The 17,747-nt window shown below is 61.3% G+C and carries 18 protein-coding genes; 14 read left to right on the top strand and 4 right to left on the bottom strand.

Going from position 1 to position 17,747, the window contains the following annotated elements; genetic code table 11:
- The first annotated feature begins 39 nt into the window (after positions 1-39).
- The 5 genes from F506_RS03160 to F506_RS03140 all read left to right on the top strand — a co-directional run bounded on the left by F506_RS03160 (position 40) and on the right by F506_RS03140 (position 3,796).
- Positions 40-846, top strand: a complete 807-nt coding sequence (locus tag F506_RS03160) for a GntR family transcriptional regulator (RefSeq protein WP_053201209.1) — start codon at positions 40-42, stop codon at positions 844-846.
- Complete coding sequence (locus F506_RS03155; RefSeq protein WP_053195298.1) at positions 846-1,628, top strand: transporter substrate-binding domain-containing protein; 783 nt, start codon at positions 846-848, stop codon at positions 1,626-1,628. Before F506_RS03160 ends, F506_RS03155 begins: the two co-directional genes overlap by 1 nt.
- Before the next feature lie 134 nt (positions 1,629-1,762).
- Complete coding sequence (locus tag F506_RS03150; protein ID WP_053195297.1) at positions 1,763-2,434, top strand: amino acid ABC transporter permease; 672 nt, start codon at positions 1,763-1,765, stop codon at positions 2,432-2,434.
- Entirely contained in the window at positions 2,431-3,087 is a 657-nt protein-coding gene (locus F506_RS03145) for an amino acid ABC transporter permease (protein ID WP_053195296.1), read from the top strand. The genes F506_RS03150 and F506_RS03145 overlap by 4 nt, the downstream gene beginning before the upstream one ends.
- The gene (locus tag F506_RS03140; RefSeq protein WP_053195295.1) at positions 3,068-3,796 is read left to right on the top strand and encodes an amino acid ABC transporter ATP-binding protein; all 729 of its coding nucleotides are present in this window, start codon (positions 3,068-3,070) and stop codon (positions 3,794-3,796) included. The genes F506_RS03145 and F506_RS03140 overlap by 20 nt, the downstream gene beginning before the upstream one ends.
- A gap of 166 nt (positions 3,797-3,962) precedes the next feature.
- On the opposite strand, the gene F506_RS03135 is transcribed toward F506_RS03140, so the two are convergent.
- Complete coding sequence (locus tag F506_RS03135) at positions 3,963-4,505, bottom strand: hypothetical protein (protein ID WP_053195294.1); 543 nt, start codon at positions 4,503-4,505, stop codon at positions 3,963-3,965.
- Positions 4,506-4,805: 300 nt separating this feature from the next.
- Here F506_RS03135 and F506_RS03130 point away from each other — a divergent pair, with 300 nt between their 5' ends.
- Positions 4,806-5,867: an adenosine deaminase gene (locus tag F506_RS03130; RefSeq protein WP_053195293.1), complete on the top strand. Its 1,062-nt coding sequence runs from the start codon at positions 4,806-4,808 to the stop codon at positions 5,865-5,867.
- Between the two features lie 69 nt (positions 5,868-5,936).
- On the opposite strand, the gene F506_RS03125 is transcribed toward F506_RS03130, so the two are convergent.
- On the bottom strand, positions 5,937-7,193 hold the full coding sequence (locus F506_RS03125; RefSeq protein ID WP_053195292.1) for a M20/M25/M40 family metallo-hydrolase: 1,257 nt from the start codon (positions 7,191-7,193) through the stop codon (positions 5,937-5,939).
- A gap of 176 nt (positions 7,194-7,369) precedes the next feature.
- On the opposite strand from F506_RS03125, the gene F506_RS03120 reads away from it, so the two are divergent.
- Genes F506_RS03120 through puuE form a run of 3 tightly spaced genes read left to right on the top strand, consistent with a single transcriptional unit; the run spans position 7,370 to position 9,335 of the window.
- Positions 7,370-7,618, top strand: a complete 249-nt coding sequence (locus F506_RS03120) for a hypothetical protein (RefSeq protein WP_144423982.1) — start codon at positions 7,370-7,372, stop codon at positions 7,616-7,618.
- A gap of 17 nt (positions 7,619-7,635) precedes the next feature.
- Positions 7,636-8,367 carry a GntR family transcriptional regulator gene (locus F506_RS03115; protein ID WP_053201207.1) on the top strand — a complete coding sequence of 244 codons (732 nt, stop codon included), beginning with the start codon at positions 7,636-7,638 and terminating at the stop codon, positions 8,365-8,367.
- 29 nt (positions 8,368-8,396) lie between these two features.
- Positions 8,397-9,335, top strand: coding sequence for an allantoinase PuuE (gene puuE, locus F506_RS03110; RefSeq protein ID WP_053195290.1), 939 nt, complete (start codon positions 8,397-8,399; stop codon positions 9,333-9,335).
- Between the two features lie 72 nt (positions 9,336-9,407).
- Here the strand turns inward: puuE and F506_RS03105 are convergent, their stop codons facing one another.
- The gene (locus F506_RS03105) at positions 9,408-10,610 is read right to left on the bottom strand and encodes a urate hydroxylase PuuD (protein ID WP_053195289.1); all 1,203 of its coding nucleotides are present in this window, start codon (positions 10,608-10,610) and stop codon (positions 9,408-9,410) included.
- A gap of 136 nt (positions 10,611-10,746) precedes the next feature.
- Positions 10,747-11,583: an outer envelope protein gene (locus F506_RS03100; protein ID WP_053195288.1), complete on the bottom strand. Its 837-nt coding sequence runs from the start codon at positions 11,581-11,583 to the stop codon at positions 10,747-10,749.
- A 719-nt stretch (positions 11,584-12,302) separates the two neighbouring features.
- On the opposite strand from F506_RS03100, the gene F506_RS03095 reads away from it, so the two are divergent.
- The 5 genes from F506_RS03095 to F506_RS03075 all read left to right on the top strand — a co-directional run bounded on the left by F506_RS03095 (position 12,303) and on the right by F506_RS03075 (position 17,743).
- Entirely contained in the window at positions 12,303-13,334 is a 1,032-nt protein-coding gene (locus tag F506_RS03095) for an ABC transporter substrate-binding protein (protein WP_053195287.1), read from the top strand.
- Positions 13,335-13,363: 29 nt separating this feature from the next.
- Entirely contained in the window at positions 13,364-14,173 is an 810-nt protein-coding gene (locus tag F506_RS03090) for an ABC transporter ATP-binding protein (RefSeq protein ID WP_053201205.1), read from the top strand.
- Positions 14,174-14,190: 17 nt separating this feature from the next.
- The gene (locus tag F506_RS03085; protein WP_053195286.1) at positions 14,191-14,973 is read left to right on the top strand and encodes an ABC transporter permease; all 783 of its coding nucleotides are present in this window, start codon (positions 14,191-14,193) and stop codon (positions 14,971-14,973) included.
- A gap of 120 nt (positions 14,974-15,093) precedes the next feature.
- Positions 15,094-16,650, top strand: coding sequence for an ABC transporter ATP-binding protein (locus F506_RS03080; RefSeq protein ID WP_053195285.1), 1,557 nt, complete (start codon positions 15,094-15,096; stop codon positions 16,648-16,650).
- Between the two features lie 4 nt (positions 16,651-16,654).
- The gene (locus F506_RS03075) at positions 16,655-17,743 is read left to right on the top strand and encodes an ABC transporter permease (protein WP_407638236.1); all 1,089 of its coding nucleotides are present in this window, start codon (positions 16,655-16,657) and stop codon (positions 17,741-17,743) included.
- The last annotated feature ends 4 nt before the right edge of the window (positions 17,744-17,747 follow it).

Below are 17,747 nucleotides of genomic sequence, written 5' to 3'. Positions count from 1 at the left end.
ATATACAAGATTGGCATGCATATTGCTCAGATGGAGGATATGAGCACCGACGCCATCAAATCCTCGATCCAGATCGCCAATCGCATCATGGAAGCGATCCTCGCCAAGCAGCTTGCCCCCGGCACGCGCCTGGGCGAGCAGCAATTGTCCGAATTGTTCGGCGTCAGCCGCACGCTGGTGCGCGAAGCGCTGACGCGCCTGGTCACGCGCGGCATCGTCACGGTCAGCGCACGGCGCGGCTGGTTCGTCATCGAACCGTCGCCCAGCGACGCGCGTGAAGCCTTCGAGGCGCGCCGCGTGATCGAACTCGGCCTGCTGCGCCACGCGCGGCCGATTACCAAAACCGCCATCGAGCAACTGCGCGACCACATCAACCGCGAACAAGCCGCCATCGAGGGCGACGACGTCGGCGCGCGCGCCTACCTGCTCGGCGATTTCCATGTGGCGCTGTGCGAATGCCTGGGCAACACGCTGCTGTCGGACACGCTGCGCGACCTCACCGCACGCACCACGCTGACCGCGATGCTCCACCAGTCTTCCGAACAAGCCGAAGACTCCTGCGCCGAACATGTCCACATCGTCGCGGCGCTCGAACGCGGCGACCTGGCCGCAGCCGAGCAATTGATGCACGACCATTTGCAACACGTCGAAGCCGGACTCAACAAGGCCGAAGACAGCGACCCGCTGGCGCCGCTGCGCCAGGCGCTGGCGCCGGTCTCGGCTGCATCTGCCTCCGGCAACGCTTTTGTAGCACCCGCGAAGCGCAAAAAGACCGCTTCGCGCTCCGTCAATAAGCAGGCTACTTCAGCCATTTCCCTCACTTCATCTCAACTTGGAGAATCATGATGAAACTCTCGAAACTGTTGCTTGGCCTGATGGCTGGCGCGCTGCTGATTTCCACTTCCGTTGCCCGAGCCGACGCGCTCGACGACATCCATAAGGCCGGCGTGCTGCGCGTCGCCGTGCCGCAGGATTTCCCGCCGTTCGGCTCGGTCACCTCGGACCTGAAACCGCAAGGCCTGGACATCGACGTCGCCTCGCTGATCGCCAAGAAGCTCGGCGTCAAGGTTGAACTGATCCCGGTCACCAGCGCCAACCGCGTGCCTTACCTGCAAACCAAGAAGGTCGACCTGGTCATCTCCAGCATGGGCAAGAACGCCGAGCGTGAAAAAGTGATCGACTTCACCGCCGCCTACGCACCGTTCTTCAATGGCGTGTTCGGCCCGGCTGACCAGAAGGTCAGCGGCCCTGCCGATCTGGCAGGCAAGACCATCGGCGTCACGCGCGGCTCGGTGGAAGACCTGGAACTGTCCAAGATCGTGCCGGCCAGCGCCACCGTGAAGCGCTACGAAGACAATAACGGCACCATCAGCTCCTTCCTGTCGAACCAGGTGCAACTGGTCGCGACCGGCAACGTGATCGCCGCCGCCATCATCGCCAAGAACCCGCCGAAGAAGCCTGAAACCAAGTTCCTGATCAAGGATTCGCCCTGCTTCATCGGCCTGAACAAGGACGAGAAGAAGCTGCAGGACAAGGTCAACGCCATCCTCGCCGAGATCAAGAAGGACGGCGAACTGAGCGCACTGACTGTCAAGTGGCTGGGCCTGCCGCTGCCGGCAAATCTGTAAAACCTGTTCCCGGGCTTGCGGCGAGACCATGACCCGGCCACCGCCGGCTGAAGGCTCGCTGCAGATCGGAAGCAGTTTGAAAGCAACATCGAATAGGCGAGACATTTCCTTCCATTCTCAGAAAATGCATCCACATGGCCTATCACTTTGATTTCCTCGCGGCGTTCGACTACACCGACGTGCTGGTCAAGGGCGTGCTGACCACGGTCGAACTTATCGCGGTCGGCGGCGTCGTCGGCATCGCCGTCGGCATCTTCGGCGCCTGGGCGCGCACGCAGGGGCCGCGCTGGCTCAAGCCCATCGTCAGCGGCTACGTCGAGCTGATCCGCAATACGCCCTTCCTGGTGCAGCTGTTCTTCATCTTCTTCGGCCTGCCCAGCCTCGGCGTACAGATCAGCGAAATGCAGGCCGCCATCCTGACCATGATCATCAACCTCGGCGCCTACAGCACGGAAATCATCCGCGCCGGCGTCAATGCGATTGCACGCGGCCAGATGGAAGCGGCGCTAAGCCTGTCGATGTCGCGCGTGCAGGCGTTCCGTCACATCATCCTGCGCCCGGCGCTGCAAAAGATCTGGCCGGCGCTGTCGAGCCAGATCGTGATCGTCATGCTGGGTTCGGCGGTGTGTTCGCAGATCGCCGTGGAAGAATTGTCGTTCGCGGCCAACTTCATCCAGGGCCGCAACTTCCGCGCCTTCGAAGCCTACCTGCTGGCCACCGCCATCTACCTGGCGATGGCCATCCTGCTGCGGCAGCTGCTGCGCCTGATCGGCGACAAATTCATCTTTGCGCGGAGGGCTTCATGATTTCCTTTTCCTTGTGGGACATCGTGCGCAACCTTCTGCTGGCAGGCCGCTGGACCGTGCTGCTGTCGCTGGCGACCTTCGTGCTGGGCAGCGTGGTCGGCATGATCATCCTGTTCGCGCGCATCTCCAAACGGCGCTTCCTGCAACGCGCCGCCAAGCTGTACATCGAAATTTTCCAGGGCACGCCGCTGCTGATGCAATTGTTCCTGATTTTCTTCGGGCTCGCGCTGTTCGGCCTGGAAGTGCCGGCCTGGCTGGCAGCGGGGCTGGCGTTGACGCTGTGGAGCGCATCCTTCCTCGCCGAAATCTGGCGCGGCTGCGTCGAGGCGATTCCGCGCGGCCAGTGGGAAGCGTCCTCGGTGCTGGCCATGGGCCACCTGCAGCAGATGCGCCACATCATCCTGCCGCAGGCGCTGCGCATCGCGATTCCGCCCACCGTCGGCTTCGGCGTGCAGGTGATCAAGGGTACTGCGGTGACCTCGATCATCGGCTTCGTCGAGTTGTCGAAGGCCGGCACCGTGATCACCAACGCCACCTTCATGCCGTTCACCGTGTTTGCCGTCGTCGGACTTTTTTACTTCGCCCTGTGCTGGCCGCTGTCGAAGTACAGCCAATTCTTGGAAAGGAAATTCAATGCCGCTCATCGCCATTGAGGATGTCAAAAAACGCTACGGCGACAACGAAGTGCTCAAGGGCATTCGCCTGTCCGTCGACGCCGGGGAAGTGATCGCCATCATCGGCAAGAGCGGTTCCGGCAAGAGCACGCTGCTACGCTGTATCAACGGCCTCGAAACCATCGACGAAGGTTCCATCAGCGTCGCCGGCGCCTATCTCGGAAAAAGTGAACTGGAGCTCAAGACGCTGCGCCTGAAGGTCGGCATGATCTTCCAGCAGTTCAACCTGTTCCCGCACCTGAGCGTGGGACGCAACGTGATGATCTCGCCGATGATCGTCAAGGGAACGCCGGAAGCCGAAGCGCGCGCGCTGGCGAAGAAGAACCTGGAACGCGTCGGCCTGGGCATGAAGTTCGACGCCTTCCCCGACCAGCTCTCCGGCGGCCAGCAACAGCGCGTGGCGATCGCCCGCGCGCTGAGCATGCAGCCGCAGGCATTGCTGTGCGACGAAATCACTTCCGCACTCGATCCCGAACTGGTCAATGAAGTGCTGGCCGTGGTGCGCAGCCTGGCCGACGACGGCATGACCCTGCTCATGGTCACGCACGAAATGCGTTTTGCGCGGGAAGTATGCGACCGCGTGGTGTTCATGCATCAGGGCAAGGTCCATGAGATCGGACCGCCGGAAGAATTGTTCGCCAATCCGAAGACCCCGGAGTTACAGCAGTTCCTTGGCATGACGCACTGACAATCGAGATAACAACAAAGGCAACACCTGTTCTTTTCTGCGCCTCCCCTGCACGTCATTGCGACGTGCGGGGGATTTTTTTAGCGGCTCGTCCATGGCGCCGCCAAAACAAAAAAGCCCGGGCGATAAACCCGGGCTTTGACGTTGGTGCAGTGCGTCGGACAGTTCAGCGCGCGATCCTGCACACCTTGGAACCGTTCTCGATGAATTCCACCGGACCGGTGGTGTAGCGATCCTTCGGAATCTCCACCAGCAGGAAGTCCTTGACCTGATAGGTCGCGCCGGAAACCGGCTTGACGAAGCGATATTCCAGCTTCAGCACGCCGTTGCGCATGGTGACCTTGTCGGCGGCGAATATCTGGCTGCGCTCGGCGGCGTCAGGCGCCTGGATCACGCGCGTGGCGAGCAGCAGCTGGCGCGTCTCGAAGTATTCCACCGATGGCGTCAGCGCGCGTTGGGAACGCATCGTCGTCGCCGGCTGGAACCAGTAATCCCAGTCGGCCTGGGAGCGGATCAGCGCGCACAGCACCGGCTGCGCCTTGTTGTCCCAGTTTTTGACGAAACTCTGATAGGCGCTGCTCGGAATGGTCGAAAACGGCACCAGGCTGGTGTCTTCCTTCTTCCAGAAAAACAGCGAGCAGCCGGTAAGCGCTACGCTTGCTCCCGCCAGCATGCTGCATGTCATTGTCGTCGCAATAATCTTCTTCATACCTGATCCCACCGCTCCTGTTTTACTTTTACCTTGCCTGACGGCACAGCATTAAAACATGCATTGCCACGGATACAGCCCATTTCATGAAAACTTTACATTTTTCTTGCGGCCTTCTTCGAGGACGCGGCCACTTCCGAACCTGTTCACGCTCAATTGCGAAGCCGTGAACAGCTGCTTAGTCAGCGCCCGGGCGATTTAGTTTTCCCGGCGCTTGAGAATTTGCGAAGGTTTTTTCAGAGCCGGGCGGCGCTTTCTGAGAAAATACGCCATTGTTCCAGCACATCACCAAAGGCCGCCATGACTACCTCCGCCACCTCCACTACCCCTGCCCTGTCCGCAGCGATGCGCTCCTTCGTCGAAGCCCTGCCCAAGACGGAGCTGCACCTGCATATCGAAGGCACGCTGGAGCCTGAATTGCTGTTTGCCCTGGCGCAGCGCAACAAAGTCGCGCTGCCTTACGCCTCGGTCGAAGCACTGCGCGCGGCCTACGACTTCACCGACCTGCAATCCTTCCTCGATCTCTATTACGCCGGCGCCAACGTGCTGCAGACCGAGCAGGACTTCCACGACATGACCGCCGCCTACATCGCGCGTGCCCGCGCCGACAATGTGCGCCATGCCGAGATTTTCTTCGATCCGCAGACCCATACCGAGCGCGGCATCGGCATCGACGTGGTGTTCGCCGGCATCGCCCGCGCCCTGCGCCAGGCGCGCGACGAACACGGCTTTTCCAGCGCCATGATCATGTCCTTCCTGCGTCATCTCTCCGAAGAAGACGCCTTCACCACGCTCAAAGCGGCGCTGCCGCTGCGCGAGCAATACCGCGACCTGTGGAACGGCATCGGCCTGGACTCGTCCGAACGCGGCAACCCGCCGGAGAAATTCGCCAAGGTATTCGCGCGCTGCAGGGAACTCGGCTTCCACCTGGTCGCCCACGCCGGCGAAGAAGGTCCACCGGCGTACATTCTCGGCGCGCTCGACGTGCTCAAGGTGGAGCGCATCGACCACGGCGTGCGCAGCGAAGAAGACCCGGCCCTGATGGAGCGCCTGGCGCGCGAGAAAATGCCGTTGACGGTGTGCCCGCTCTCCAACCTCAAGCTGTGCGTGGTCGACGACATGGCCAAACACAATCTGGCGCGACTGCTACGCGCCGGTCTTGCGGTGACCGTCAATTCCGATGATCCGGCTTACTTCGGCGGCTACATGAACGACAACTACCTGGCCGTCGCGTCGGCGCTGGAACTCTCGCGTGCAGAGATCGTGCAACTGGCGCGCAACGGAATCGACGCCAGCTTCCTGCCGGCCGCAGACAAGGGACGCCTGACTGCAGAGCTCGATCAGTACGACGCTACCCATTAACAGAAACGCATAAAAAACGGCGTCGCGATCATTCGGTCACGACGCCGTTTTTCTTTTCAGCGACAACAATTACTGCAGCAACTCCGCCAACGCCAGCGCCACCACCTTGGTGGCCTTGAACAGATCGTTAAGGCGCAGGTTCTCGTCCGAATTATGACCGCGCGCTTCCATCAGCGTGCGCGGACCGGCGCCGTACAGGATCGTCGGAATGCCTTGCTTGGTATAGTGGCGCGCGTCGGTGTAGAGCGGCACGCCGTGCGCCTTGACCGGTTCGCCCAGGATGGTTTCGGCATTGCGGCTGAACGCGCCGATCAGTTTTTCCACGCCCGGCAATTCGGCCAGCGGCTCGGCCAGCAGGATGCGCTGCACCCCGACTTCGATGCCGGGGTAGCGCGCCGCCGCGGCGTCGATCACGCGTCGCAGATCGCCTTCCGCGTCGAAGCCCGCTTCTTCCGGAATCATGCGGCGGTCGAGGCGGAAGCTCGCCAGGTCCGGCACCACATTGGTGTTGATGCCGCCTTTGATCAGGCCGACGTTGAGCGTGGCGTGGTCGATGCCGGCAACTGCGGATTTTTTTTTCGCCAGCTCGGTACGATAGGCGTACAGCGCCTGCAGGATGCCGGTTGCGGCTTCGATGGCGTCGATGCCGGTATGCGGCATGGCGGCGTGCGCCTGCTTGCCTTTGACTGTGACTTCCAGATGCAGGCAGCCGTTATGCGCGGACGTGATGCCATAGGCGAAGCCGGCCGAGACGGCGTAGTCGGGCTTGCTCAGTCCTTGCTCGAGGATCCATCGGGGACCGATGTCGCCGCCCGCTTCTTCGTCGTAAGTGAATTGCAGTTCGATGGCGCCGTTGAGGACCGCACCTTGTTTCTCGGCGGCGATCAGCGCCAGCAGCGCCCAGGTGTAGGTAGCGAAATCGGACTTCGACACGGCCACGCCACGACCGTACATGACAGGGCCGTGCTCGGCGTCCTGGACGATTTCACCGCCGTAGGGATCCTTGCTCCAGCCGAGGCCGGGCGGCACCACATCGCCGTGGGCGTTGAGCGCGATGGTCGGGCCGCCGCTGCCGAAGCGCTTGCGCACGATCAGATTGGCGGCCGATATCATGCCGTTGGCCTTGACCAGTTCCTCCTGCACTACGTGCACTTCCACATCGAAACCCAATTGCTCCAGCAAGGCCTGGGCGCGTGCGCCGTGTGCGGCGCAATCGCCGGACGGATTGTCGGACGGCACCCGTACCAGTTCCTGCAGGAAACGAGTTTGCGCGGCGTGTTCGGCGTCGAGGAAAGAGAGTACGGATTGTTGCAATGATGACGACATGAGATGGCCTGTAAAAGAGGACTGAAGACTGCTGAAAAACTGCATACGTGATTGTAAAAGACTTGCCCTGCACGTGTTTGCTCCTCGTTCGCCGCCTGCATCCCACAAAAACCCGTAGCAAGTACGCTTCTTGCATGGGAGGGAAAGTCGTCGTCAAAATGCATGGGCAATATCCGATGAAAAATACACAAATGATTGTCAACAATCGCTGTCGCAGCGTCGCTGCGGCAATGGCGCCCGCAAAGGGCGACAGAACGGCAGCTTCCGGCTGCCGCCAGTGGTGCAAGCCGCGCACGGCCGCGCCGATTTTGGTGCGAAAGCTCACCAAATTGTTGCAGATTGCTTTTTCCATTGTTGACAATGCCGGCCGCCGGTATGACTCCTGCATCGTCGCAAACAAGCTTTCGCTTCCGTCCAACCCTTGATGCCGTCCCTTCCCGCCATGACCAAACCAAGCAAGACATCCCGCTCGCCCCTGGCTTCGCATTCCGCCGTCCGCGATCATTCGCCGGCCGTCGAGGAACGTCTTTACCAGGACATCTATGACGCGATCATGGAACATCGCCTGCCGCCGCGCACCAAGCTCACTGAGCAGGTCCTGTGCCAGATTTACGATACCGCCCGGCACACCGTGCGCAAGGTGCTCTCGCGCCTGGCCACCGAGGGCATGGTCGACCTCGAAGCCAATCGCGGCGCCTTCATCGCCAGCCCCTCGCACGCCGAGGTCAAGGACATGTTCGAGCTGCGCAACATCATCGAATACGCGGTGCTCGACAAAGTCGGCCGCGAAGCCAGCACGCGCGAGATCGCCGGCCTGCGCAAGATGGTCGAGGAAGAACGCAACTCCTACCTGACCGGCGACCGGCCGCGCTGGATCCGTCTGTCCGCTCAGTTCCACTTGGCGCTGGCCGAGCTGACCGGTAATGCGCTGCTGGTCGACACGCTGCGCAAGCTGGTGTCGCGCACCACGCTGATGATCGCCAAGACCGAAGCGCCGGGACACAATGCCTGCTCCTTCGATGAACACGACACCGTGCTGGCGGCGCTCGAAAACGGCGACATCACGCTGGCGCAGGAACACATGGCACACCATTTGCACTTGTGCGAAGACCGGGTCCGCCCCAGCGACGACGATCACTTCGATTTGCGATCGGTACTGGGAAAGAGTTCCTGAACACCGTCTTCCTCATTTCAAAAGAACACATGCAACGCATACCAGCAGCAGCCAACTACCCGCGCGACCTGATCGGCTACGGCCGCAACGTTCCTCACGCCAACTGGCCGGGCCAGGCCAGGATTGCGCTGCAGTTTGTGCTGAACTATGAAGAAGGCGGCGAGAATTCCGTGCTGCACGGCGACCCGGCTTCGGAGCAGTTCCTGTCCGAAATCATCGGGGCGGCCGCCTATCCTGCACGCCATCTTTCGATGGAATCGATCTACGAATACGGCTCGCGTGTCGGTGTCTGGCGCATCCTGCGCGAGTTCGAAAAGCGCCGGCTTCCGCTCACCGTATTCGGCATCGCCATGGCATTGCAACGCCATCCGGAAGTGACGCAGGCCTTCATCGAGCTGGGTCATGAAATCGCCTGCCACGGCCTGCGCTGGATCCACTACCAGAGCATGGATATCGACATCGAGCGCGAACACATGCGCGTCGCCGTCGAAATCTTCCGCGAACTGACCGGCGCCGATCCGCAAGGCTGGTACACCGGCCGCGATTCGCCCAACACGCGCCGCCTTGTCGTCGAGCACGGGGGCTTCGCCTACGACTCCGATTACTACGGCGACGACCTGCCGTTCTGGACCCGGGTGGCGCTGGCCGACGGCTGCGAGCAGCCGCATCTGGTCGTACCCTACACGCTCGACAGCAACGACATGCGCTTCGCCACGCCGCAGGGTTTCAACACCGGCGAGCATTTTTTCCAGTACCTCAAGGACAGTTTCGACGTGCTGTACGCGGAGGGCGAAGAAGCACCCAAGATGCTGTCGGTCGGCATGCACTGCCGCCTGCTCGGCCGCCCCGGCCGGTTCGCGGCGTTGCAGCGCTTCCTCGACTACGTGCAGTCGCATGAACGCGTATGGATCTGCCGCCGTATCGACATCGCGAACCATTGGCGCGAGCAGCATCCCTACGCCGGCTGAACCGTCTGTCCAAAGACGAAAGGCTGAACATCGTGTTCAGCCTTTTTTATTATCCGGATGTCCGCCGGCTGGTCATTCGCCTTTGGCGCCTGCTTCGAACCACTTGCCCAGCAAAGCCCGTTCTTCGTCGGTGATATTGGTCATGTTCCCCAGCGGCATGGCCTTCTGCACCACGGCTTGCTGGTAGATCTGCTGCGCATGCTGCAGTACGCCGTCCTTGCTGTCGAGCAGGATGCCCTTGCCCGGCACCGGCATTAGCGTCGGCTTGGCCGCATGGCACTGGATGCAGCGCGTTTCAATCACTTGCTGCACCTGGGCGAACGACACCGCCGGCGCATTTTTCGCCACCGTCTGGAGCGCCGGCTTCGGCGCGATCCAGAACGCCACGCCGGCCAGGATCACGATGGCCGCCGCCGGATACTGCCACTTGAACACGCCCTTGTGTTTAAGCACGAAAAATTGCCGGATCAGCACGCCGGCCAGCATGATCAGCAGCAGCACCAGCCAGTTATTGCCCGCGCTGTAAGTCATGCTGTAATGATTCGACAGCATCGCGAAGATCACTGGCAGCGTGAAGTACGTGTTATGCACGCTGCGCTGCTTGCCGCGCTTGCCGTGGATGGGGTCGGGGCTTTGTCCCGCGCGCATCGACGCCACCATCTTGCGCTGGCCGGGAATGATCCAGAACAGCACGTTGGCACTCATCACCGTCGCCAGCGACGCCCCGGTCATAAGGAAAGCCGCGCGGCCTGAAAACACATGGCACGCCACCCAGACCGCCGCAACGACATAGAGCGTGACCAGCACGCCCACCATGCGGTCGCCGCCCGGCTTGTCGCCGAACAGACGGCAGATGGCGTCGTACACCAGCCAGCCTGCGACCAGGTAAGCCAGCGCTGCACACACCGCGGTGGTCGCGGTCATGTCGAGCACGTGCCTGTCGACCAGGAAGGTGCCGGCGTTGAACAGGTACAGGACCGAGAACAGCGCAAAGCCCGACAGCCAGGTGCTGTATGACTCCCAGAAAAACCAGTGCAGGTTTTGCGGCAGGGTCTTCGGCGCCAGCAGATATTTCTGCGGATTGTAGAAACCCCCGCCGTGCACGGCCCACAGTTCGCCGCCGACGCCCTTGCCAAGCAGTTCTGGATCGTCGGGCCGGGTCAGGCTGTTGTCGAGCCAGACAAAGTAGAACGAGGATCCGATCCAGGCAATCGCCGTGATGACATGCAGCCAGCGCAGCAAGAGATTGAGCCAGTCGAAAATGTATGCTTCCATTGCGCCCCGCGTGGTGAGTCGAACCGAAAATTGTTTATACCATCAGTCGCCGATAAAAAAATGCCGGATCAAAAGACCCGGCACCGAAGGACGTGGACCGTAGGGCATGTTCACACCGGCAGGTCCGCAGAAATACTTAGAAATGGTATTCGGCGCGGATCATCGGCGTCTTCGCCAGCGAACCCGGCACGTTGTGCGGGTTGCCGAACTTGTTGCGCCAGTATTGATATTCCAGGCCGACACGGAAGGTGTTCTTGCCCATGCCCATAGGCATGCCGACGTCGTACATGATCTGGCCGTCGAAGTTCAGCTCAGGCGCGGTGCCGCCGCCGAACTCGTTCTTTCCCTTGGCGGCGATGTAGTTCACATAGCCTTCGAACGCGAAGCCGCTGGTGCCGAACGGGATGCCCCAGGCTGCATTCAACATCGGGTGCGTGTCGTAGGAGTAGCGGCTGGACATGCGAACGCCGTTGCTCAATGGCTGATTGCTTTCCCACAGGGCCAGCAGGCTGATGTTCAGGAAGCCCGGCACGTCCATCATGATAGTAGGACCCGCAACGATCATGCGCTTGCGCGAGCTGTAGCCGGGGTCATTCTTGGTGTTCCAGTCAAAGCCTGCAGTCAGGCCAAAGCCGCGCGCAGGGCCGAAAGAGAGGTCCTTGCCGGCTACCTTGCCGATATCCAGTGTATGACGATAGACGATATAGGCTTCTTGCGATTCGTTGTCTTTGCTATCCGACATCAGCAAATCGACGTTCAGAAAGTTGGTGCCGTATTTGTAACCGCTGGCGTGCGTGAAGTTGACGATCTTCTTGGAAATATCCTGCGAGTTGAACGGCTCGGCAAACTTGGTGCCGTAGCGGATACCGATCGAATTGTCCGCCCAATCCGCAGCATTGGCCGACATGCTGCTCATGGCCGAAACAGCCAGCGCTGCGGTAGTCAAGCACATCCCCATTGCACTCTTCTTCATACGTTTTCTCCCTTTTGCGTTTCATTGAAAAATAAATCCGGATCCCATCGCTCGTTGCTTGCAGCTTGTCGCTCAAGTAACGCGCGCTCCTTCATTTGCTCACCCATGTCCGATCAGGTCTGGCATCGCATGCCGACAAACGCCCATGCGTAATCTGCAATCCGCCGGGTTCCATCAATGCAAACGCCATGCCAGCCGAAAACAAGCGCCCGGAAAACTGTCGACAATGTGCGACCGGATGCGTTGACACGGGCCTGAACGGATTGAATCGACGCGCTGCGCGCAGGTCGGTCCGAGCCGCTGCGCAGAGTGAAAACACCCCTTCCGGATGTCCCGTCAAGTGGATGGCGCAGACAGATTGTCGACAAGATATAGAACGACAGTACTAAACGATGTCTCCCACAAACACCTGTATCTACAAGGCTTACAGGCGCGTAAGAATACTGTTTTTAGTGCAACTCTTGCTAGAGCGGTGCAACAAAGCACCAAATTGTCGCAAATGAATTTTTGGATTGTCGACAAAATTCGGACCTGCCAAAGGCCGACGCGAGCGCTGTCTTCGCCGTCGCCGCCGTCCGGCGTTCTTGGCACAGTAAATGCTTTTCAAGAGGACATCGTTTGTAAAAACCGGACAACAAAACCGGGCCGCATTGGCGACATTGCCGTCACGTCGCCTGCACCCGGCCAACCGATCAACTGAATTCAACGGAAAGCCCATCATGCACGCCAACAAGCTCTTCAAGTTCACCGCCGCCGTGCTGCTTAGCGCCACCTGCTCCGCCTCCTTTGCGCAGGAAACCAAAATCAAGTTCCAGCTCGACTGGCGCTTTGAAGGTCCGTCCGCATTGTTCCTGGTGGCCAAGTCCAAGGGCTATTTCGCGCAGGAGAAACTGGACGTCGTCATCGACGCCGGCAGCGGCTCCGGCAACGCCGTCAATCGCGTGGCGTCAGGCACGTACGACATGGGCTTTGCCGACATGGCGGCGCTGATGGAATTCACTGCGAACAATCCTGCCTCGCCGGGCAAGCCGATGGCCGTGATGATGGTCTATAACGACACGCCGGCAGCAATCTTCTCGCTCAAGAAGACCGGCATCAGGACACCGGCCGATCTGGTCGGCAAGAAGCTCGGCTCGCCGGTGTTTGACGCCGGCCGCCGCGGCTATCCGATCTTCGCCAAGGCCAACGGCCTGGATGCCTCCAAAGCCAACTGGATCAGCATGGATCCGCCGCTGCGCGAAACCATGCTGGCGCGCGGCGACGTCGACGCCATCACCGGCTTCTACTTCACCTCGCTGCTGAACCTGAACGCACGCGGCATCAAGGATTCAGACATCAACGTGATGATGTATCCCGACTATGGCGTCAAGCTGTACGGCAACGCCATCATCGCCAACGAAAGCCTGATGAAGACCAATCCGGAGGCGCTCAAGGGCTTCCTGCGCGCCTTCGCCAAGGCGACCAAGGATGTGCTGGCCGATCCCGAAGGCGCCATCAAGGTGCTCAAGGAACGCGACGGCCTGATCGACGCCAAGCTGGAACTGCGCCGCCTCAAGCTGGCCATCTCCAGCGCCATCGCCACGCCGCACGCCAAGGCCGAAGGCTACGGCCAGGTATCCCTGCCGCGCCTGACGCTGATGGCCTCGCAAGTGTCGGACGCCTACGCCACCAAGACGCGTGTCAATGCGGAAAAGATCTGGACCCCGGCTTACCTGCCGTCCAAGGAACTGCTGAATGTGTTCGGGAAATGACATTGCAAGCTGACGCCCTCGAAGCAACCATGACTTCCTCGAACACTGAGGCGGAGACGGACACCTTCGTCGATTTCCGCCGCGTCTTCCTTTCCTACGACGGCTCCGACGAATTTGCGGTCGAAGACATTTCGCTGCAAACCAGGCAGGGAGAGTTCATCTCCATCGTCGGTCCGTCCGGCTGCGGAAAGTCGACTTTCATGAAGCTGGCGACGGGCCTCAAGCGTCCCACACGCGGCAGTATCGCCATCGCCGGCGCGGACGTGACCGGGCCGCTCAAATTCGTCGGCATGGCCTTCCAGGCGCCGACACTGCTGCCGTGGCGCACCACGCTCGACAATGTGCTGCTGCCGCTGGAAATTGTCGAGCCGTATCGCAGCGACTTCAAGAAGAACAAGGCGCAGTACGCCGAGCGTGCGCTCAAATTGCTCAAGACCGTCGGCCTCGACGGCTATGCCGACAAGTTTCCGTGGGAACTGTCGGGCGGCATGCAGCAACGCGCCTCGATCTGCCGCGCGCTGATTCACGAACCGAAGATGCTGCTGCTGGACGAGCCTTTCGGCGCGCTCGACGCCTTCACCCGCGAAGAACTGTGGTGCGTGCTGCGCGATCTGTGGACCGAACGCAAATTCAACGTCATCCTGGTCACGCACGATCTGCGCGAAGCCGCCTTCCTGGCCGACACCATCTACGTGATGAGCAAGCGCCCGGGCCGTATCGTGGCGCGCAAGGAAAATCCGCTGCCGCGTCCGCGCGAACTGGAGCTCACCTACACCGATCCCTTCAACGCCCTGGTGCACGAGTTGCGCGAGCATATCGGCCGCGTGCGCAACACCTGAAAACGACTGAGGCGACCATGAAAAAACCTTCTTCGCTGAACCGGGCCGCACGTACGCTGGCGCCGTGGATACTGCTGCTGGCGATCCTCGTCATCTGGCAGATCATCTGCAGCGCGCTGGACGTGTCCGAGTTCATCTTCCCAAGTCCGATGGCGATCATCGAGGCCATGATCGAATTCGCCGGCCCGATTGCGCACCACGCGCTGTCGACCTTCTGGGTCACCATGGTGGGCTTCGCCATCGCCGTGGCGGTGGGCGTGTCGCTGGGCTTCCTGATCGGTTCGTCGCCGCTGCTCTATGCCGCAGCCTATCCGCTGATGACGGCGTTCAATGCGCTGCCCAAGGCCGCTTTCGTACCGGTGCTGGTGGTGTGGTTCGGCATCGGCGCCGGGCCGGCGATCCTGACGGCTTTCCTGATCTCCTTCTTCCCGATCATGGTCAACATCGCCACCGGCCTGGCGACGCTGGAGCCGGAACTGGAAGACGTCCTGCGCGTGCTCGGCGCCAGGCGCATGGATATCCTGCTCAAGGTCGGCCTGCCGCGCTCGCTGCCGTACTTTTTCGCCTCATTGAAGGTCGCCATCACGCTGGCCTTCGTCGGCTCGACCGTGTCGGAAATGAACGCCTCCAACGAAGGCATCGGCTACCTGCTGGTGTCTGCCGGTTCGTCGATGAAGATGCCGCTGGCGTTTGCCGGCCTGGTGGTCATCGGCGCGATGGCGATGGCCATGTACGAGCTCTTCGCGATCATCGAGAAACGCACCACGCGCTGGGCCCACCGCGGCGGCAACCGTTCGTGATATTTTTGCAATTTTCCTGATTGTCGACAATTCGGCTTATTTGGCTATGGTAAATTCCGCAGAACATTTGAATAACCTGGAGCGCGCCCGGTGCGGCGCTGTTCCTGCGAGGGGAAATCCGTGACCGCAACGTCGCCTGCGCGCTTGCAAATAGCGCATATACGCAAGGCCTATCCGGGGGTGCTGGCCAACGACGACATCAACCTGAGCGTTGCACCCGGCGAGATCCATGCCGTGCTCGGCGAGAACGGCGCCGGCAAGTCGACGCTGATGAAGATCATCTTCGGCACGGTCAAACCCGACGCCGGTGAAATCTACTGGAACGGCGAACTGGCCCACATCGCCAATCCGCAGATCGCGCGCAAGCTCGGCATCGCCATGGTGTTCCAGCACTTCTCGCTGTTCGACACGCTGACCGTGGCGGAAAACATCGCGCTTGGCCTGGACGCCGGCACCGACATGCAGGACCTGATCGCGCGCATCCGCCAGACCGGCGACAAATACGGCCTCGAACTGGAACCCAATCGCCACGTCCATACACTGTCGGTAGGCGAACGCCAGCGCGTGGAAATCGTGCGCGCGCTGCTGACCGATCCGCAATTGCTGATCCTCGACGAACCGACTTCAGTGCTGACGCCGCAGGCGGTCGAGAAGCTGTTCGTCACACTGCGCCAACTGGCCGACGAAGGCTGCAGCATCCTCTACATCAGCCACAAGCTCGATGAAATCCGTGCGCTGTGCCACAGCGCGACCGTGATGCGCGGCGGCCGTGTGACCGGCACCTGCGATCCGCGCAATGAAACCAGCGCCGGCCTGTCGCGCATGATGATCGGCGAAGAGCTGGTGCGCCTGCGCCGCGAACGCAATCCGGAATCCCTGCGCAACGAGCGCAAGCTCCACGTCAATCGCCTGAATCTGCCGAAAGCGCATCTGTTCGCCACCGAACTCAAAGACATCGAGTGCGAAGTGCGCGCCGGCGAAATCGTCGGCATCGCCGGCGTCTCCGGCAACGGCCAGCAGGAATTGCTGGCGGCGCTGTCCGGCGAAGACCAGCGCGCTGCGCCCAACATGATCATGCTGGCCGGCAGCGCCGTCGGTCATCTGGCGCCCAACCCGCGCCGCGCGAAAGGCCTCGGCCTGGTGCCGGAAGAACGGCTCGGCCGCGGCGCCGTGCCGACGCTGAGCCTGTCGGCCAACATGCTGCTGTCGCATCAGAAAGTCCCCTACGTGAAGCACGGCATGATCGACTTCGCCTACACGCGCAAGATCGCTGCGTCCATCATCGAGCGCTTCAAGGTCAAGGCCGGCGGTCCCGATGCGCTGGCGAAAAGCCTGTCCGGCGGCAACCTGCAGAAGTTCATCGTCGGCCGCGAGATGGAACGCAAACCCGGCGTCTTCATCGTCGCGCAACCGACCTGGGGCGTCGACGTCGGCGCCGCCGCACAAATCCACGCCGAAATCCTGGCGCTCAAACAAGAAGGCTGCGCCGTGCTGGTGATCTCCGAAGAACTCGACGAATTGTTCGCGCTGTGCGATCGCCTGCATGTGATCGCCAAGGGACGCTTGTCGCCTTCCATCCCGATCGAACAGGCCACGCGCGAACAGGTCGGCTTGTGGATGAGCGGTTTGTGGAGCGACGGCGCGACGGACGCCGCGGCGGAGGCTGCACATGGCTAAGGCAATGCTCACCTCGCTTCCCTTCCGGCTCGAGCTGCGCGGCGTGCCGTCGCGCCGCATGACGTATCTGTCGCCGGTCATCGCGATCGTCCTGACGCTGTTGCTCGGCGCGCTGCTGTTCATGGCGCTGGGCAAAGATCCCATTGCCGGTCTTAAGGTGTTCTTGGTCGATCCTTTCAGCAGCAGGCGCGCCATCAGTGAATTGCTGTTGAAATCGATCCCGCTGATCCTGTGTGCGCTGGGTCTTGCGGTGTGCTTCCGCGCCAGCATCTGGAACATCGGCGCCGAAGGCCAGTTCACCGTCGGCGCCATGTGCGCGGGCGCGATGCTGGTCTGGATCGACGTCCCCAACCATGCGATCCCGGGCGGCGTGGGATTGATCCTGATGATCCTCGCCGGCGTGATCGGCGGCGCGTTCTGGGCCGCCATCACGGCGCTCTTGCGCGACAAGTTCAACGCCAACGAAATCCTGGTGTCGCTGATGCTGACCTATGTTGCGCAGCTGCTGCTGATGTATGCCGTCAACGGTCCGCTGAAGGATCCCAACGGCATGAACTTCCCGCAGTCGAAGGTCTTCTCCGGCGAGTTCATGCTGCCGATGCTGATGAGCGGCACGCGCCTGCACGTCGGCTTTGCGATCACCCTCGCGGCGGCTGTCGTGATGGCGGTGTTCATGATGCGCAGCTTCCGCGGCTTCTCGCTGATGGTCGGCGGCGTCGCCCCTCACGCCGCACGCTACGCGGGTTTTTCCAGCCGCAATGCCTTGTGGGTATCGCTGCTGATTTCGGGCGGCTTCGCCGGACTGGCGGGTGCGTTTGAAATCGCCGGACCGATCGGCCAGCTGTTGCCGTCGGTGTCGCCGGGCTATGGCTTCGCAGCGATCATCGTCGCCTTCATCGGTCGCCTGCATCCGATCGGCGCGGTGTTCGGCGGACTGATCATGTCGCTGCTGTACCTGGGCGGCGAGCTGGCGCAATCGCGCCTTGGCCTGCCGTCGGCGATCACCGGCGTGTTCCAGGGCATGCTGCTGTTCCTGCTGCTGGCGTGCGACACGCTGATCGATTACCGCCTGCGCTGGAAAAAACAAGGATAAGCAA

This window comes from Herbaspirillum hiltneri N3 (assembly GCF_001267925.1).
Lineage (GTDB): Bacteria > Pseudomonadota > Gammaproteobacteria > Burkholderiales > Burkholderiaceae_D > Herbaspirillum > Herbaspirillum hiltneri.
Note: the sequence above shows the minus strand (reverse complement) of the source record. Positions and strands in the feature narration are given on the sequence as shown.

What these genes read in the sequence shown, in the direction of transcription:
- F506_RS03130 (WP_053195293.1), top strand. Translation starts at nt 4,806, where the DNA reads ATGACTACCTCCGCCACCTCCACTACCCCTGCCCTGTCCGCAGCGATG.
- F506_RS03160 (WP_053201209.1), top strand. Translation starts at nt 40, where the DNA reads ATGAGCACCGACGCCATCAAATCCTCGATCCAGATCGCCAATCGCATC.
- F506_RS03095 (WP_053195287.1), top strand. Translation starts at nt 12,303, where the DNA reads ATGCACGCCAACAAGCTCTTCAAGTTCACCGCCGCCGTGCTGCTTAGC.
- F506_RS03085 (WP_053195286.1), top strand. Translation starts at nt 14,191, where the DNA reads ATGAAAAAACCTTCTTCGCTGAACCGGGCCGCACGTACGCTGGCGCCG.
- F506_RS03075 (WP_407638236.1), top strand. Translation starts at nt 16,655, where the DNA reads ATGCTCACCTCGCTTCCCTTCCGGCTCGAGCTGCGCGGCGTGCCGTCG.
- F506_RS03145 (WP_053195296.1), top strand. Translation starts at nt 2,431, where the DNA reads ATGATTTCCTTTTCCTTGTGGGACATCGTGCGCAACCTTCTGCTGGCA.
- F506_RS03150 (WP_053195297.1), top strand. Translation starts at nt 1,763, where the DNA reads ATGGCCTATCACTTTGATTTCCTCGCGGCGTTCGACTACACCGACGTG.
- F506_RS03100 (WP_053195288.1), bottom strand. Translation starts at nt 11,583, where the DNA reads ATGAAGAAGAGTGCAATGGGGATGTGCTTGACTACCGCAGCGCTGGCT.
- F506_RS03120 (WP_144423982.1), top strand. Translation starts at nt 7,370, where the DNA reads ATGAAAAATACACAAATGATTGTCAACAATCGCTGTCGCAGCGTCGCT.
- F506_RS03155 (WP_053195298.1), top strand. Translation starts at nt 846, where the DNA reads ATGAAACTCTCGAAACTGTTGCTTGGCCTGATGGCTGGCGCGCTGCTG.
- F506_RS03140 (WP_053195295.1), top strand. Translation starts at nt 3,068, where the DNA reads ATGCCGCTCATCGCCATTGAGGATGTCAAAAAACGCTACGGCGACAAC.
- puuE (WP_053195290.1), top strand. Translation starts at nt 8,397, where the DNA reads ATGCAACGCATACCAGCAGCAGCCAACTACCCGCGCGACCTGATCGGC.
- F506_RS03105 (WP_053195289.1), bottom strand. Translation starts at nt 10,610, where the DNA reads ATGGAAGCATACATTTTCGACTGGCTCAATCTCTTGCTGCGCTGGCTG.
- F506_RS03135 (WP_053195294.1), bottom strand. Translation starts at nt 4,505, where the DNA reads ATGAAGAAGATTATTGCGACGACAATGACATGCAGCATGCTGGCGGGA.
- F506_RS03115 (WP_053201207.1), top strand. Translation starts at nt 7,636, where the DNA reads ATGACCAAACCAAGCAAGACATCCCGCTCGCCCCTGGCTTCGCATTCC.
- F506_RS03125 (WP_053195292.1), bottom strand. Translation starts at nt 7,193, where the DNA reads ATGTCGTCATCATTGCAACAATCCGTACTCTCTTTCCTCGACGCCGAA.
- F506_RS03090 (WP_053201205.1), top strand. Translation starts at nt 13,364, where the DNA reads ATGACTTCCTCGAACACTGAGGCGGAGACGGACACCTTCGTCGATTTC.